Genomic DNA, 15,602 nt, shown 5'->3' on the forward strand with positions numbered 1-15,602 from the left:
TCTCTATCCTTCATCTGCTGCCAACAGTGTCGACAGTATTATTCAGACTCGGCCCCTTGGTCACCCAGGCCGAAGGCTTCGTGCAGAACACGCACAGCCAGCTCGGTGTACTTGGCGTCGATGATACAGGACACCTTGATCTCACTGGTAGAAATCATTTGGATATTGATTCCTTCCTGACTGAGCACCTGAAACATTTTGCTCGCCACTCCCGAATGGGAACGCATGCCGACACCGACAATAGATATTTTGGCGATATTTTCATCGCTCAGCACCCCGGCGGCACCAATCGCCTTACTGGTCTGTTCCACGGTCTTCAGAGCTTTTTTAAAGTCGCCATGGGGCACAGTAAAGGTCAGATCCGTGTAACCTTCGTGAGACACGTTCTGAATAATCATATCGACCGTAATGTTCTCCTCGGTGAGGGGCAGAAACAACCGAGAGGCGATACCGGGCTCATCGGGAACCCGCATCACGGAGATTTTAGCTTCATCCTTGTTATAGGTCACTCCTGAAACCAGAACGGTCTCCATATCACTATCCTCCTTCATCACCAGGGTTCCCTGGTTGTCATTGAAACTGGAACGCACATGCACCACCACGCCATATTTTTTGGCGAACTCCACGGAACGAGTCTGCAACACTTTGGCCCCCAGGGAGGCCATCTCCAGCATTTCGTCGTAGGATATTTTAGCAATCTTGGAGGCCTCCGGCACGATCCGCGGATCGGTAGTATAAACGCCATCAACATCCGTAAAAATTTCACAGACATCGGCTTTTAAAGCAGCGGCGACCGCCACGGCCGAGGTATCGGATCCGCCCCGGCCGAGAGTGGTCAAGTTGCCGTTGCAATCGGCCCCCTGGAATCCGGCAACCACGACAATGTGCCCGCTATCCAAGTCGGCACGAATCTTCTCATCGCCGATATGTTCAATGCGAGCCCGGGAAAAGGCGCTGTTGGTGACGATCGGCACCTGGTGGCCGAGATAGCTTTTGGCCTTGTAGCCCATGGACTGCAGACACATGGACAACAGGGAAATGGTTACCTGCTCACCAGTGGATACCAGCACATCGTATTCACGGTCATCGGGTTGTTCGCAGATCTCCTTGGCCAGCCCGACCAGTTTATTGGTTTCCCCGGACATTGCCGACAGAACCACTATAACCTGATTGCCTTCGGCATGGGTTTTGGCGACCCGACGAGCTACATTCTGGATTCTGTCGATGGTTCCCACCGAGGTGCCGCCATATTTCTGTACTACCAGGGCCATGACTTCCTTCTCCTCTTATAAAGATAAAATAGAACAACCGCATGGCTCTCATGGCGAGTCCTTATCCATGCAGAATTACATCCACTTATTCACGCCTGGCAGGCGGCCGATGAATCGCTAAATGGTTGACATCTTCGGCCGCCTCTTTAACCATCTCAGCCAAAGTCGGATGGGCATGGATCAGCCGGCCGACATCGGCAGCAGTCAATCCATGACCCAGAGCCAGGGCTATTTCAGCCACCAGATTGGAGGCCTGCTCGCCCACTACCGTGGCGCCAAGCAGGCGACCGTCACTTTTGTCGGCCAGCAACTTGACGAAACCTTCGGCGTGACCATCAGCTAAGGCCTTGCCGCTGGAACGATAGGAAAACCGACCGATATCCACGGCTAATTGCCGCGCCCTGCAGGCCTCTTCGGTCAAACCGACCTGGGACAATTCAGGCAGGGTAAAGACGGTGCTGGGAACCACATTATAATCAACCTGTTCGTTGCCGCCCAAAGCATTGGCTACTGCCACCCCGGCCTGATACGCAGCGACATGGGCCAATTGCGGCCCTCCAGTCAGATCACCAATGGCAAACACGTTTTCGACGGAGGTACGCATACCTTCATCGACCACCACGGCGCCGGCAGCTAATTCCACACCAAGCTCTTCCAAGCCAAGACCGTCGCTGTTGGGCACGCGACCGACGGCCACCAGGGCCTTATCAACTTGACTTGTTCCTTTGCCGGCAAGCTGTGCTTCAACTCGGCCATCAACCACAGTAAGCTGATCAATGGCGGTACCGACATGGATGTTTACGCCTTGAGCGTGTAGGGCTTTTGTCAGCAAAGCCACCGCTTCCCGATCGCTGTTGCCGAGCAGGTCCGGTTGCTGTTCCACCAATGTCACCCGGGAACCGAAAGCAGCAAAAATAGCGGCCAATTCGCAACCGATATAGCCTCCGCCAATAACCAGCAGGCTGGACGGAAGTCCTTGAATACCAAGAATTTCGTCACTGGTCAAAATATTTTTCCCGTCCACCGACCAAACTGCGGGACGTACCGGTCTCGCTCCGGTAGCCAAGACGATATGGCGGGCTTGTAGACGGCCTGTCAGGCCGGGACGACGAAAAGCAATCCGGCCCGGTTGTTCAATCCTGGCCTGACCTCGAAAGACCTCAATATCGTAGCTCTTCATCAGCTGACGCAAGCCACCGTGAAGTTGATCAACCACCGTATCCTTGCGCTTTGCAGCCGCCCCAAAATCAAAAGACAAAGAGCCGAGTTTAATGCCGTGAGCAGCGGCTTGATCGATCTGGCTCAGCAACCGCGCGGTGCTGTGCCAGGTTTTGGTCGGAATACAACCGCGATGCAAGCAGGTGCCGCCCAGGCGATCCGCCTCGATCAGGCAGACTTGCATACCCTGCTGGGCAGCGCGTACCGCAGCCGTGTAGCCCCCCGGGCCGCCGCCAATCACCGCCAGGTCGTATTCAGTCATTGTCCCCCGCCTGGCTCAACCACTCCCCTTGCCACTTTTGCATCAGGGCAAGAGGGCCCGCACCTGCAGCACGACACTCGATTCGCCGTTGATCGGCCTGTTCATGGGATAAATGCACAGCAAGATATTCCCGGGCCAGCCCGGTAAAGAGATCCGCCCATTCGACGATCGCTACCCCATCCCCCGGCAGATACTCCTCCATGCCGAGCTCAAGCAGATCCTCCGGTTCGGCCAATCGGTAAAGATCGAAGTGATAGAGTTCCAAACGCCCCGTATAAGCATTCATCAGGGTATAAGAAGGGCTCGCAACAGGAACCTCTTCCGGAACCCCGAGACCGCGGGCCAGGCCACGGCTGAAACAGGTTTTACCGGCCCCCAGATCGCCACTGAGCAGGATAACCAGGGGTTGCTCGATAAGGCGGCCGAGACAGCGTCCAAGCCGGCCGGTTTCCTCTTCACTGGATGTCGACAAAGACCAAACAGACACGAGCTATAGCCCCATGCTGCGAATAATATCGAGACGGGCCACTACGCCAAGCAGGCGTTTGCCGTCGACGACGGGAATCATATGAACCTGCTTATCGACCATCAGGGCGGCGATTTCTGCGACCGTCGTATCCTCGCTGCAGGTGGTGATCCCGGTCGTACAAATTTCACCGACCTTGCGGGCAGTCAGCTTTTCTACCTGTTCGCGAAACTTGTTTTCGCTCTCCAGGTAGATCACCCAGTCGAACAGGGAAATGACCGTGGGCAAATGCAGCGGACGATCTTTGGCGATAAGATCGGTTTCCGTAACCACGCCGTGCAACTCGCCGGCCTCATCAAGTACCGGCATGGCATTGACACCGGTCTCGATGAACAGACGAGCCAACTCTTCCACCCCGGTATCGATGCGAACAGTGTGAACCTCGCGGGTCATGATGTCCTTTGCCTTGAGCATAGCGTCTCCCCTTTTGCAAACGGGGCGGCTCGATGGCCGCCCGTGAAAATTAATGTGTTATTCTTGCCGGTAACAACCCTTACTTCAGCAACCTTCTAAAATCACCGTCGCGAAAGCATAGTCGCCATCGTGACTGCAAGAAAGATGGATTGTCTCATGACCCCCGTCACGAAACAATTCCTCGGCACGCCCGGACAGAACAATGGCAGGCTGTCCCAGGTCATTGCGTACTACTTGCACCTCATGCCATCTGATCCCTCGACGCAGACCTAAGCCCAGGGCTTTCAAAAGTGCCTCCTTAGCGGCAAAACGAGCCGCCAGATGGGAGGCCGGATCGGCCTTGGGCAGGGAGTAGGCAAGCTCACCGGCGGTAAAAATCCGTTCCAGCAACGCCTGTTTGTTCTCTTCAACAAAGCAGCGAAAACGAGCGATGCGAACCAGATCATTGCCCAGGCCGGAGATCCGTGCCGTCATCAGCCCCCCTTGAGCAGCGCCACCATTTCCCGCACCGCCCGCTCCATTCCGACCAATACCGCGCGGGCCACGATACTGTGACCGATATTCAGCTCCGCGATGCCACCAAGGGCTACCACATCCCGTACGTTGACATAGTTGAGGCCGTGGCCGGCGTTAACTTGCAAGCCAAGCTTTTTAGCGGCCTTCATGGCCATTTCCAGCTTCCCTAACTCTGCTTTTCGACTAGCCTCGTCCGAGGCTTCACAATAACTGCCGGTATGCAACTCAATGGCCTGAGCGCCTACCCGGTGAGAAGCCTTGACCTGCTCCAAGTCGGGATCGATAAAGAGACTGACCAGCATTCCCCCCTGGCGCAAGGTGGCAACCTGTTCTTTAAGGGTTGAGCGCAAATGCACCACGTCAAGACCCCCTTCCGTGGTCAACTCTTCACGCTTTTCCGGAACCAGCGTCACGCAATCGGGCAGCACCTTGAGAGCGATTCCGATCATCTCTTCGGTAGCAGCCATTTCCAGGTTGAGGCGAGTCTTGACCGTCCGGCGCAGAATTTCCACATCCCGATCCTGGATGTGCCGGCGGTCTTCCCGCAGGTGCACGGTAATACATTCGGCACCGGCCAATTCGGCGAAGGCCGCAGCGGTAACCGGGTCGGGCTCGTCAATTCCTCTGGCCTGACGAACGGTGGCGACATGATCGACATTGACTCCCAGAGTGATCATGCTATGCCTCCTCTCCGCAGCACATATGCTTTTCGACAGCAGTCGCAATATCCTGAGCCAAAGCGGCGATCTGCACTTCGTCCTGCCCCTCGAGCATAATCCGCATCAACGGTTCGGTACCGGAATAACGAATCAGTACCCGGCCGGTTTCAGCCAGCTTTTCCTCAGCGGCGGCGATACTCTTGGCAACCTCGGGGACTTCAGTAACCGGCCGTTTTTTATCGACCCGCACATTGACCAGTACCTGGGGCAATGCAGTCATCACCGAAGCCAGCTCCGAGAGGGGTTTGCCGGTACGTTGCATGATAGCCAGCACCTGCAGGGCCGAGATCATGCCGTCACCGGTGGTATTATGGTCGAGGAACACCATGTGCCCCGACTGCTCTCCACCCACATTATAGCCGCTGCGACGCATCTCCTCCACTACGTAGCGATCACCGACGGCGGTCTTGACAATGCGGCCTCCGGCATTACGAATCGCGATATCGAGTCCCATATTACTCATGACCGTCGCCACCAGGGTGTTGTTGGCCAGCTTCCCCTGTTTAATCAAGTCGCTGGCGCAGATGGCCATGATATAGTCGCCATCCACTTCGCGGCCGTTCTCATCGACGAAAATGACCCGGTCGGCATCGCCGTCCAGGGCTATACCGAGATGGGCCTTATGTTCCTTGACCGCAGCCGATATCACTTCCGGGTGAAGAGACCCGCAACCGGCATTGATATTGGTACCATTAGGTGAAGCGCCAAGGAGCACAACATCAGCACCGAGTTCTCTCAGAACCGCCGGAGCCGCCTTATAGGCAGCGCCGTTGGCGCAATCGAGAACGATCTTCAAACCCATCAGGTCGAGATCCCGTGGGAAGGAATTTTTCAGAAAGACCACATAACGACCGACAGCATCGTCAATACGGTAAGCCTTGCCCACCTTTTCAGCGATAGGCCGCAGGGAATCGATCTCCTTGGAAAAAATCAGTTCCTCAATGGCCAGTTCGGTCTCATCAGGAAGCTTGAACCCGTCACCACTGAAAAACTTGATGCCGTTATCCTGGTAAGCATTGTGCGAAGCGGATATAACCACCCCGGCATCGGCGCGCATTGAAGAGGTAATAAAGGCGATTCCAGGAGTCGGCAATGGACCAACCAGTAGCACATCGACACCCATTGAGCAGATCCCCGAGGCCAAAGCGTTTTCGATCATATAACCGGACAGCCGGGTATCTTTTCCGATAACGATACGATGTCGCCGATCATCCTGCTTAAAAATATAGGCAATAGCCCGACCGAGCTGCATGGCGATTTCGGTAGTCATGGGATGAATATTGGCCACCCCGCGCACGCCGTCGGTACCGAACAATTTCTTTTTCATGACAGGTAGTCTCCTGGGTAAATACTTTATTTCTATTTAGGCAGCGGCTCGACAACAACTTCCACCGCGACTGCCTGGTTGTTTTTAAGATTGCTATAGCGTCCCGGATACACCAAAGAGACCTCCTCCCTAAGGGTTGTCCGAGCATCGGTCAGGTCCAACTTTTCTGTAATAACGCTGTCGACCCCGGCCACTTCACTCTCTGCGCCCTCTATCATTACCTGTCGGGGCGTGATGTTTACCTTCGCCACCCGATAGCCGGCGGCCGGCTTACCGCTTAACTGGTGTTTAACTGCCACATTTTTACTGACGACTCGTTCGAGTTTGACATCAATATAGGATGGCGATAGGCGCGTCACCTTGAGGGGGCCCGGCAGATTAAGACGTTCTTCGAGGCGTTTGAGCGTGATCAGACCGGGCTCCAGATCCTTGAGATTGACGGCGATACCGATATCCTGCAACTGCAGGTTCATCAACAAAGTGCGGGGACCGCTGATACGCACGTCGATCAGGCTTGGTATTTCATTCGCCACCATCATCCCGGCCGGCATGTTTTTCAGCTCCAGAGGTACCGCATAGGAACGCTCAAGCTTCTGTTCGCCGGTCACAAAAAACCACAGAATACAGGCGAAAACCAAAGCCAGCAACTTCAGGGCCCAATTTTCGGTCAGCTTACTCAACATATTACTTGGTTTTCCTCCGGAAACGGCTCTTTGCCCATATGAAAACTGCACAGTGTCCATCCGGAACTTCCGAACAGAAACTACTTGGCCTTTTTCTTACTCCCTCGCGGCTCCAACAGTCGCTTGAGCACCCGAGTCAGAGCGGTGGAGTCAAGGTCACGGGTAATACGACCGCCGACCACCACGGAAATCTTGCCGGTTTCCTCCGACACCACGATGGCTACGGCATCGACCAGTTCGGTCAAACCGATGGCCGCACGATGACGGGTCCCGAAAGTCTTGCTGATATCAGGATTCTGCGACAGAGGTAAAAAACAACCAGCCCTCTTCAGTCGACCCTGCTGAATCACCAGTGCACCATCGTGGATCGGGGAATAAGGCAGAAAAATGGAAGTGATCAGATCGCTTGCCACCTTGGCATCGATCTCCACGCCAACCTCCAAAAAATCCTTGATGCCCGTCTCCCGTTCGATAACGATCAGTGCACCGATACGCTTGTTGGCCATATTGACGCAGGCCTTGACCAATTCGGACATGACCGCGGTTTCTTCCCGGTAGGATAAATCGGCAAAGAAGGGGTTGGCGCCGACATGGATCAGAGCACGACGGATGTCCTCCTGAAACAGGACAACAATGACCAGAATGATCGAGGAGAGAAAATTATCCAGAATCCAGTGCAGGGTATAGAGACCGGTCAATTGGGAACCGACATAAACACTGAGGATAACCGCCAGGCCGAACAACATCTGCACCGCCCGGGTGCCTTTGATCAGCAGCATGATCCGGTAGATGATAAAGGCGACCAGGCCAACATCGAGGGTATCGAGAAGCCATCTGAAATCTTTTAAATAGTCGACAACTCCGCCCATAACACCTCTGCCCGCGACCTTAGCGCAGACGACTCAATAATTGTTATATATGATTATGGCATCTGCTCACGACAGATCGCCCAGGCCATCAAGGCCGCTTCCCTGGCTGGTTTCACGTCGTGTACGCGAAAGATTTGGGCCCCGGAAGCCACTCCGAGGGAAATGGTGGCCAGCGTACCGGCTAACCGGTCAGCGGGGTTGTCCACCCCAAGAACCTTACCGATAAAACTTTTTCTCGAGGTACCAAGCAACAAAGGGCGGCCGAGACAGTGCAGCTCTTTCAAGCGGTGGAGAATTTCGAGATTGCCTTCAAAACTCTTGCCGAAGCCGATGCCGGGGTCAATGGCCAAACGGTTTTCGCTGATGCCGGCAGTAACGGCCTGAGCGACGGAAGCCCTTAAATAACCAACTATTTCGCCGAGAAGGTCATCATAGCGCGTATCCTGCTGCATCGACCGGGGACGTCCCCGGGTATGCATCAGAAAGAGCCCGGCACCGCTCTGGGCTACCGTTTCCGCCATCCGGGGGTCGAACTGCAAGCCGCTGATGTCGTTGACGAATTCGGCACCGGCAGCCACCGCGGCGGCAGCCACCTGACTCTTGTTGGTGTCCACAGACAGAGGGCAATCAACTTCACGGGACAGCCGTTCGATAACCGGCACCACTCGTTCCAGCTCTTCGTCAACGTCGACAGCGGCGGCGCCGGGGCGGGTGCTTTCACCGCCGATATCTATAAGGTCCGCTCCTTCGCCTGCTAAACGGACCCCTTGGCGCAAGGCATCGTCCAGGGCAACCTGGCGGCTACCCGCATAGAAGGAATCAGGGGTGACATTCAAAACCCCCATAATCCGTGGTCGATCCAGAGACAGGGTGCAGTGGCGGCCGACCAACTGAGTGGGCATGGGCCGTTCTTCATCCAACTGACGAACCAACTCAACGGCCAGCGACGGCGCCATTTGCTCGGTCCGGGCCAGAGCCATTAAATCCGAAGTCTGAGCGATCAATGCAAGACGGCATCGACTTGTGGAAGCCGATCGGGATTGTACAAAACTGATACCTCCCAAGCTTTTCAAGGCTTCCGCCAGCAAGGCCGCTTCGGCCGCTGGCAGGTCCGCAATAACCACCAGCCGGGGAAAGACACCGGCCAGTTCAAACCTGACATCTGCAACAGAAAACCCGGCATCCTGCAAACGGCGAGACAGTTCGTCGACACCGGTTGGCGAAAACAATCGAACGACAGCGGCCAATTAGACCTCGGGAGACAGACTGTCGACGTCCGGCTGACTGTCGACGGCGACGACTTCTTCCTGCTCTCCGGTTACCAGGTAGCGTACCTCAGAGGCGTCCAGGGTTTCTTTCTCGAGCAAGGCTTCAGCCAGGCGGGTCAGACTGTCTTTATTATCAGACAGAATCTGCCGGGTTCGTTCGTAATTTTCCTGGACGATGCGGCGAATTTCCCCATCGATCTCCACAGCCGTTGCTTCGCTGTAATTTTTCATATGGCCGAGATCACGGCCCAGGAAAACCTCACCCTCTTTTTCCCCATAAGCCAGCGGACCGACCTTGTCGCTCATGCCCCACTCGCAGACCATTTTACGGGCGATGCCGGTCACTCGCTCGATGTCGTTACTGGCGCCGCTGGTAATTTCGCCGAATACGATCTCTTCAGCCACCCGGCCTCCGAGCAAGGTACAGATAATGGTTTCCAGGCCGGTGCGGGACTCGTTGTACTTTTCTTCGGAGGGCAAATACATGGTTACGCCAAGAGCCCGGCCGCGGGGTATGATGGTCACCTTATGCACCGGATCGGCATCCGGCAGATAAAAGGCCACCACCGCATGACCCGCCTCATGATAGGCGGTAACATTCTTTTCTTTTTCGGTGATAACCATGGAACGGCGCTCAGCCCCCATCATCACCTTGTCCTTGGCCGATTCAAGATCGTCCATCTCGACCTGCTCCTTGTTCGCCCGGGCTGCAAGCAGAGCGGCTTCATTGATCAAGTTGGCCAGGTCGGCGCCGGAGAAGCCGGGTGTTCCCTTGGCCACCACATCCATATCCACATCGGGGGAAAGGGGAACCTTACGGGCATGCACCTTGAGAATCTTGGAACGCCCTTTGATATCCGGACGGGGGACCACAACCTGGCGATCGAAGCGGCCAGGACGCAACAGGGCCGGATCGAGAACGTCGGGGCGGTTGGTGGCCGAGATCAGGATCACCCCCTCGTTGGACTCGAAACCGTCCATCTCCACCAAGAGCTGATTGAGGGTTTGTTCCCGCTCGTCATGTCCGCCGCCGAGACCGGCACCACGGTGACGACCGACCGCATCGATCTCGTCGATAAAGATGATGCAGGGAGCATTTTTCTTGCCCTGCATAAACAGGTCCCTAACGCGGCTGGCACCGACACCAACGAACATCTCGACAAAATCGGACCCGGAGATCGTAAAGAACGGCACATCGGCTTCCCCGGCAATAGCCCGGGCCAACAGAGTCTTACCGGTACCGGGAGGCCCGACCAGCAGCACCCCCTTCGGAATCCGGCCACCAAGACGGGAAAACTTCTTGGGGTCCCGAAGATAAGAGACGATTTCTTCCAGTTCGTCCTTGGCTTCATCGACACCTGCCACGTCCTTGAAGGTCACCTGTGCGCCGGTATCGGACATGAGTTTAGCCCGACTTTTGCCAAAGCTCATCGCCTTGCCGCCACCGGACTGCATCTGACGGATGAAGAAAATCCACACCCCGATCAGCAGCAGAATCGGGCCCCAGGACACCAGCATGGTCATCCAGAAGCTGCCATCTTCTTCGGCCTTGGCCTCGATGACCACTCCTTTGGAGCGCAATTCCTGAACCAGGTTGGGATCGTTCGGAGCAAAGGAAATAAAGGTGCGTTCATCCTGATACACCCCTTCGATATTCTGCCCCTGCAAGGTCACGCTGCGAACATCGCCGGCCTCAACTGCAATCAAAAATTCACTATAAGCCAAGGTCGGCTGTTGTTGCTGGCGGTTGGCCATGATGTTGTACAACATGATCATAACCAACAGAATGACTAACCAGAGCGCCAGGTTTTTATGAAGCTGGTTCACAATTCCCCCTAAAATTTCGTTATAACGACGACTGCACGCAGCCGTACGGCATGGCCTAGGACCGCTTAAACACTACCGAAATTTATCATACCAGGACCCAATGTACAAGGGGCATCTGAGCACTCAACAAGCCTGAACAACCACTCTCAGTACCGGGCCCTCCCCCTCTACGCAGGCCCACTGCTGACAACGGGCCAGCCCTGCCAGCCAAAGAATCTGACGGCCCTCTAAAAGAGGTACTGCAGCGCGCGTCTCGCGATCTATTTTGGCATCGATAAAAAATTTTTTGAGCTTGCGACTGCCGGGAGCCCCATCGGGGTGAAAACGGTCTCCGGGACGGAAGGAACGCACTGTCAAGGGGAAGGGTACCAACTGCGCCGGAAACTCCACCACTACAGGGGTTTCGCCCTGCGGTGCCGCCTCTATACTGAATACCATCCGCCGCCCGTCCGGCAAAAGCACCTCACCCGGACCACGCACCTCAATAGTGAAGGGAGCCGCCATTATCGGCGGGATGGGCCGCAACCAAAGACGCTCGTAACGACGCCCTGCCCAAGCCCCGGGCAGATGCGCTTCTGCCTGAGGCTTAGTCCCCTCAAGCAGCTTTTCCATGGCTTCAACGTGTATCGCACCGATACCGCGCAGATCGCCACGCACTTCCTGCAAAGCCTGCCGCAGAACCCGCGCCCGCAAGGCGGGGTGCAGATCCAGCAAGGCAGGTCGGTTGAGCCATAACCCTCTATCGTCCATGGTTCGAACGGCACCCAGAGTTTCCTTGACCTCCTGCTGCCAGAAATCTTCTTCCGAAGATATACGCTGCGTCAAAGCGACCAGATTTTCTCCAAGTCGCGGATTAAGCTCTGTCAACTCCGGCAGCACCCTGTGGCGAATACGATTGCGTGTATAGTAGAGATCCTCGTTGCTGGCATCCTGCAGATAAGCCTGACCGATGGCTTCCAGATAATCCTCGACCTGCTTCCGGGAGAAGGTGAGCAAAGGACGAATAAGGCGATCATTGAGGGGCCGCATGGCGGCGAGTCCCGTCAAACCACTGCCCCGCACCAGACGCATCAGCAAGGTTTCCGCCTGGTCGCCCCGATGATGTCCGAGGGCGATATAATCACAGCCCAGAGCATCCGCAGTGCGTTGCAGAAACTCCCGACGCAATTCATGTCCGGCCTCTTCCAGCCCCTGGCCTCGCTCACGGGCCAGCTTCGGCAAATCAAGGCGCTCGACCGTCAGAGGTACCTGCCACTCACTGCAGAGCTGTTGAACAAAATCAACATCCCTGCCACTCTCGGCACGAATACCATGATCAAGATGCGCCGCTTGAATCCGCAGAGAAAAGAACGGCGCCAACTGCAACAGTAGATGCAACAAGGCCACAGAGTCGCCGCCGCCGGACAGGGCAATGAGAACCCCGACCTCCTTGGGCAAAGAATGACGAACCCAGAAATCGTGCAGGCCCTGCTGCAAAATTTTTATAGCATTCATCGTACGACCATTCCGGAAAGCGCAAACGACAAAACCCCCACCGTGAACCGGAGGGGGTTTTGTTTATAAAAATGGTGGCGGTGCAGAGATTCGAACTCCGGACACTGCGGATATGAGCCGCATGCTCTAACCAACTGAGCTACACCGCCTTGTTTACGAGGAAAAATCCATCCTCCCCTTGCGGGAAGGCTCACTTTATAACCTAAGCCAATTACCTTGTCAAGCAGAAACAAGCAGTCTTTTTTCAACCTGCCGCCAACGGCATTCTAATCCCCTGAATCACCCTCAGGACTGGCATTCTCGACATTTCATACCAGGCTTCAATAGTTAAAAACCCTTGACATCCCATAAAACGAAAGCAGATAATTTACCGCTAACACTCACCTGCGTAATCTCATAAACCCTTATTCTTTAGAATATAAGAGAGGTGCTGCCCCAACGGCTATCATTTGACCACTCGGCAACAACTACCCGTTACACCCATAATACGCATCTCCAGGAGGCACCATGAGTGAAGAGTCTCTGCAAGTTAATTTGGAAGACACCCAAAAAGATAAATATTTAACTTTTCGCCTGGCTGACGAAGATTACGGCATCGAAATTTGCCACGTCACCGAAATTATCGGCATCCAGAAAATCACTGCGGTGCCCGACATGGCACACTTCATCAAAGGCGTCATCAACCTGCGCGGCAAGGTGATTCCAGTGATGGATGTGCGAGCCCGCTTTAATCTGGCTCCCCGGGAATACGATGAGCGCACGTGCGTTATAGTGGTGAATGTCAACGAACAGGACATCGGCCTGGTCGTCGATCGAGTCAACGAAGTGGTCGACATTCCTGCGACTCAGGTGGAACCGCCGCCAGCGACCTCTCAAAGTCAATCGAGCCGGTACATCCGCGGCATCGGCAAAATGGGCGAGTCGGTCAAAGTCCTGCTTGACGCCGAAAAACTTCTGGAAATCTAGTGGACACGTCACAGAACTGATTTTAAAAGAGCCCTGCCCTTTTCGGCGGGGCTCTTTTTTTAAAAACACAGCAAAACAACCCGTTTATTGACCAAGCTCAACCCTGTCAAGCAGGACGTAAGGCATTCTATCCATAACCTTGCCCTTAAACTTACAGGATGGCTACGCCATCAAACTTCTTTATGGAGATTGCCATGAGCACAAAAAAGCAAGAGCCCAACATGCCCGCCGCCACTCCCACTGAACTAGCTGCCATGATCGACTACCAGGAAGGGTCCGTGGTCAGTCGTACCCTGCAACAAGACGAGGTCGGCACCCTGACCGTTTTCAGCTTTGACCAGGGACAGGGCCTTTCGGAACACACCTCTCCCTTCAATGCTTATGTGCAGATCCTCGACGGCCAGGCCGAGATCACCATCGGCGGCAAATCGGTTATCGTCCAGACCGGCCAACTGATTCTCATGCCGGGCGGCATACCGCACCAATTAGACGCTGTCCAACGCTTCAAGATGCTGTTAACTCTGTTTCGCACCAGTCAACCGGCGAAACAGATCTGATTGTCACATGCCACGAATGCCTCGCTGGCCCTAATAAGTCAACAGCAGCCAAAGATTCGTCAAAAGGGCGAAAAAAGTCGTTGACAGTTCTGCCACCCCTTTGCTATAAAGTGGACCTCGCAACGACGGGGCTATAGCTCAGCTGGGAGAGCGCTTGAATGGCATTCAAGAGGTCGGCGGTTCGATCCCGCCTAGCTCCACCAAAGAAATCAAGGACTTACGGCACTAAGCTGTAAGTCCTTTTTCTTTTCCCACGCCTCTCTCCCTATCCTCTCCCACACCTTAAAGATTCAGCCCACACGATCATTCCTACCCAAACCTGACGATCAGGGGCCTTTTCGGGCAATGAAGTTGAATATGAATTTAGAGTGCCGGAACCAATCAGGCGGATTCAACTAGCAAGTGAAACGGATTCCTTGCTGAAGAATACCTCGTTCGGGGTTCGATAACCAAGGCACTTTCTTGGTCGATTATTCAGCCGCTCCATCGCAAACTGAATCTCTTCGTCAGTGACCGCTCTCAAGTCACAGTCCTTGGGAAAATACTGGCGAATCAGGCCGTTCATGTCTTCGTTGCTCCCGCGCTCCCATGATGCATAGGTGCGGGCAAAGTAAAAATCGGCTATTAGGGCCTCAGCAATATCTTTATGTTGAGCAAACTTCTTGCCGTTGTCCGAGGTCAGCCTATGAACCCGATCGACATGGGGACTGAGTAATCGAATGATCGTTGTTGCCACCTGGGAAGCGGTTTTCTGTTCCGCTTTGGCAATGAGGGCCAGACGAGCTTTGCGGTCCGTCAGAGAAACAATGGCCTGTTTGTACCCCTTGCCGATAACCATATCGAGTTCCCAATCGCCCAGACGAGAACGGTCACCTACAATGACAGGCCGGGTCTTGATGCATCGCCGATCAGGTAGCTGGCCGCGACGATCTCTGGCGCCATAACGCTTATTGCGTTGCTTTTGACAACGAAACTGCTTGTACAGATCGCCTCCATTACTCTTATCCGCCAGAACGTATTGGTAGATTCGTTCATGGTTCACCGATGGGCGATCGGTTCTGCGCAACCAGCCAGAAATCTGTTCGGGGCTCCAGTCGAACCGAAGATGACTTTCGATCAAGGACTAGGCTTCAACCGTGATTCGCTTGCGAGACTTTTCACAGTGTCGTTTCTGGGCCCGTTGATGGCCTGCTTGGGGCAGTAGCCCCGTTGCCCGCGGTTGCGCTTGAGTTCACGGCTAATTGTTGCCTTGTGTACTCTGAGCACTTCGGTAATTTTGGATTGCGTATATCCTGCTTTCTTGAGAGCGTAAATCTGGCATCCTTGATCTTGTGCAAGCTGCGAGTAGCGTCTCATCTGTGCTCCTTTGACCGGCCAGTCTAGGTGGCACAGATGCTACCGTAGCTTGCTCACTTAAACCAACCGTACAAAGATGCACTTACGAATTAAATCCAGGTCACCGCCTCCAGGTCGGAACCGCAAACCATATTGACAGTCACCGCCCTGGCCTAAACAGGGAGACCGACCAGCATGAAAGCCTGCCAGGCGGGGCTTTGACCCTGTCCGGCTGAAAGAACGTTGCCCATGATGACCTCGGACACGTACTGATCGCTGTCGGTGATCAAACATAATATCTCGATCTTAACACGGATATAACGTCTTCTCTTCGAAACCATGCCAATCCT

At 54.8% G+C, this 15,602-nt stretch carries 15 protein-coding genes, 2 tRNA genes and 1 pseudogene; 3 read left to right on the top strand and 15 right to left on the bottom strand.

Annotated elements, in window-relative coordinates; genetic code table 11:
* Nucleotides 1–38: 38 nt before the first annotated feature.
* From A7E78_RS06085 to A7E78_RS06145, 13 genes are all read right to left on the bottom strand, one after another.
* Nucleotides 39–1,271, bottom strand: a complete 1,233-nt coding sequence (locus A7E78_RS06085) for an aspartate kinase (RefSeq protein ID WP_072283402.1) — start codon at nt 1,269–1,271, stop codon at nt 39–41.
* Between the two features lie 85 nt (nt 1,272–1,356).
* Nucleotides 1,357–2,751 (bottom strand): dihydrolipoyl dehydrogenase, encoded by a 1,395-nt coding sequence (lpdA, locus tag A7E78_RS06090; RefSeq protein ID WP_072283403.1) that lies wholly within the window; start codon nt 2,749–2,751, stop codon nt 1,357–1,359.
* Nucleotides 2,744–3,238, bottom strand: a complete 495-nt coding sequence (gene tsaE, locus A7E78_RS06095; RefSeq protein ID WP_072283404.1) for a tRNA (adenosine(37)-N6)-threonylcarbamoyltransferase complex ATPase subunit type 1 TsaE — start codon at nt 3,236–3,238, stop codon at nt 2,744–2,746. The genes lpdA and tsaE overlap by 8 nt, the downstream gene beginning before the upstream one ends.
* A 3-nt stretch (nt 3,239–3,241) precedes the next feature.
* Nucleotides 3,242–3,691, bottom strand: coding sequence for a CBS domain-containing protein (locus A7E78_RS06100; protein WP_072283405.1), 450 nt, complete (start codon nt 3,689–3,691; stop codon nt 3,242–3,244).
* A gap of 84 nt (nt 3,692–3,775) precedes the next feature.
* Nucleotides 3,776–4,165: a holo-ACP synthase gene (acpS, locus tag A7E78_RS06105; protein WP_072283406.1), complete on the bottom strand. Its 390-nt coding sequence runs from the start codon at nt 4,163–4,165 to the stop codon at nt 3,776–3,778.
* Nucleotides 4,165–4,884: a pyridoxine 5'-phosphate synthase gene (locus A7E78_RS06110; protein ID WP_072283407.1), complete on the bottom strand. Its 720-nt coding sequence runs from the start codon at nt 4,882–4,884 to the stop codon at nt 4,165–4,167. The genes acpS and A7E78_RS06110 overlap by 1 nt, the downstream gene beginning before the upstream one ends.
* 1 nt (nt 4,885) lies before the next feature.
* Nucleotides 4,886–6,253: a phosphoglucosamine mutase gene (gene glmM / locus A7E78_RS06115; RefSeq protein ID WP_072283408.1), complete on the bottom strand. Its 1,368-nt coding sequence runs from the start codon at nt 6,251–6,253 to the stop codon at nt 4,886–4,888.
* A gap of 32 nt (nt 6,254–6,285) precedes the next feature.
* A complete protein-coding gene (locus tag A7E78_RS06120) occupies nt 6,286–6,936 on the bottom strand; it encodes a CdaR family protein (protein ID WP_072283409.1) in 651 nt (216 codons plus the stop codon).
* Nucleotides 6,937–7,016: 80 nt separating this feature from the next.
* Complete coding sequence (cdaA, locus tag A7E78_RS06125; RefSeq protein ID WP_072283410.1) at nt 7,017–7,805, bottom strand: diadenylate cyclase CdaA; 789 nt, start codon at nt 7,803–7,805, stop codon at nt 7,017–7,019.
* A gap of 53 nt (nt 7,806–7,858) precedes the next feature.
* Nucleotides 7,859–9,052, bottom strand: a complete 1,194-nt coding sequence (folP, locus tag A7E78_RS06130; protein WP_235606809.1) for a dihydropteroate synthase — start codon at nt 9,050–9,052, stop codon at nt 7,859–7,861.
* Nucleotides 9,053–10,900, bottom strand: a complete 1,848-nt coding sequence (ftsH, locus tag A7E78_RS06135) for an ATP-dependent zinc metalloprotease FtsH (protein ID WP_072283411.1) — start codon at nt 10,898–10,900, stop codon at nt 9,053–9,055.
* 123 nt (nt 10,901–11,023) lie between these two features.
* Complete coding sequence (tilS, locus tag A7E78_RS06140; RefSeq protein ID WP_072283412.1) at nt 11,024–12,394, bottom strand: tRNA lysidine(34) synthetase TilS; 1,371 nt, start codon at nt 12,392–12,394, stop codon at nt 11,024–11,026.
* A 72-nt stretch (nt 12,395–12,466) separates the two neighbouring features.
* Nucleotides 12,467–12,543, bottom strand: a tRNA-Met gene (locus A7E78_RS06145).
* Between the two features lie 358 nt (nt 12,544–12,901).
* Here A7E78_RS06145 and A7E78_RS06150 point away from each other — a divergent pair.
* The 3 genes from A7E78_RS06150 (at nt 12,902) to A7E78_RS06160 (ending at nt 14,120) form a co-directional block, all read left to right on the top strand.
* Nucleotides 12,902–13,360, top strand: a complete 459-nt coding sequence (locus A7E78_RS06150; protein WP_072283413.1) for a chemotaxis protein CheW — start codon at nt 12,902–12,904, stop codon at nt 13,358–13,360.
* A 194-nt stretch (nt 13,361–13,554) separates the two neighbouring features.
* Nucleotides 13,555–13,917 (top strand): cupin domain-containing protein, encoded by a 363-nt coding sequence (locus A7E78_RS06155; RefSeq protein WP_072283414.1) that lies wholly within the window; start codon nt 13,555–13,557, stop codon nt 13,915–13,917.
* Between the two features lie 127 nt (nt 13,918–14,044).
* A tRNA-Ala gene (locus tag A7E78_RS06160) sits at nt 14,045–14,120 on the top strand.
* 188 nt (nt 14,121–14,308) lie between these two features.
* Here the strand turns inward: A7E78_RS06160 and A7E78_RS06165 are convergent.
* A pseudogene (locus A7E78_RS06165) lies at nt 14,309–15,273 on the bottom strand (IS30 family transposase).
* 152 nt (nt 15,274–15,425) lie between these two features.
* Nucleotides 15,426–15,593 carry a hypothetical protein gene (locus tag A7E78_RS15030; protein WP_158516080.1) on the bottom strand — a complete coding sequence of 56 codons (168 nt, stop codon included), beginning with the start codon at nt 15,591–15,593 and terminating at the stop codon, nt 15,426–15,428.
* Between the last annotated feature and the right edge of the window lie 9 nt (nt 15,594–15,602).

This window comes from Syntrophotalea acetylenivorans (assembly GCF_001887775.1).
Taxonomy (GTDB): Bacteria; Desulfobacterota; Desulfuromonadia; order Desulfuromonadales; family Syntrophotaleaceae; genus Syntrophotalea_A; species Syntrophotalea_A acetylenivorans.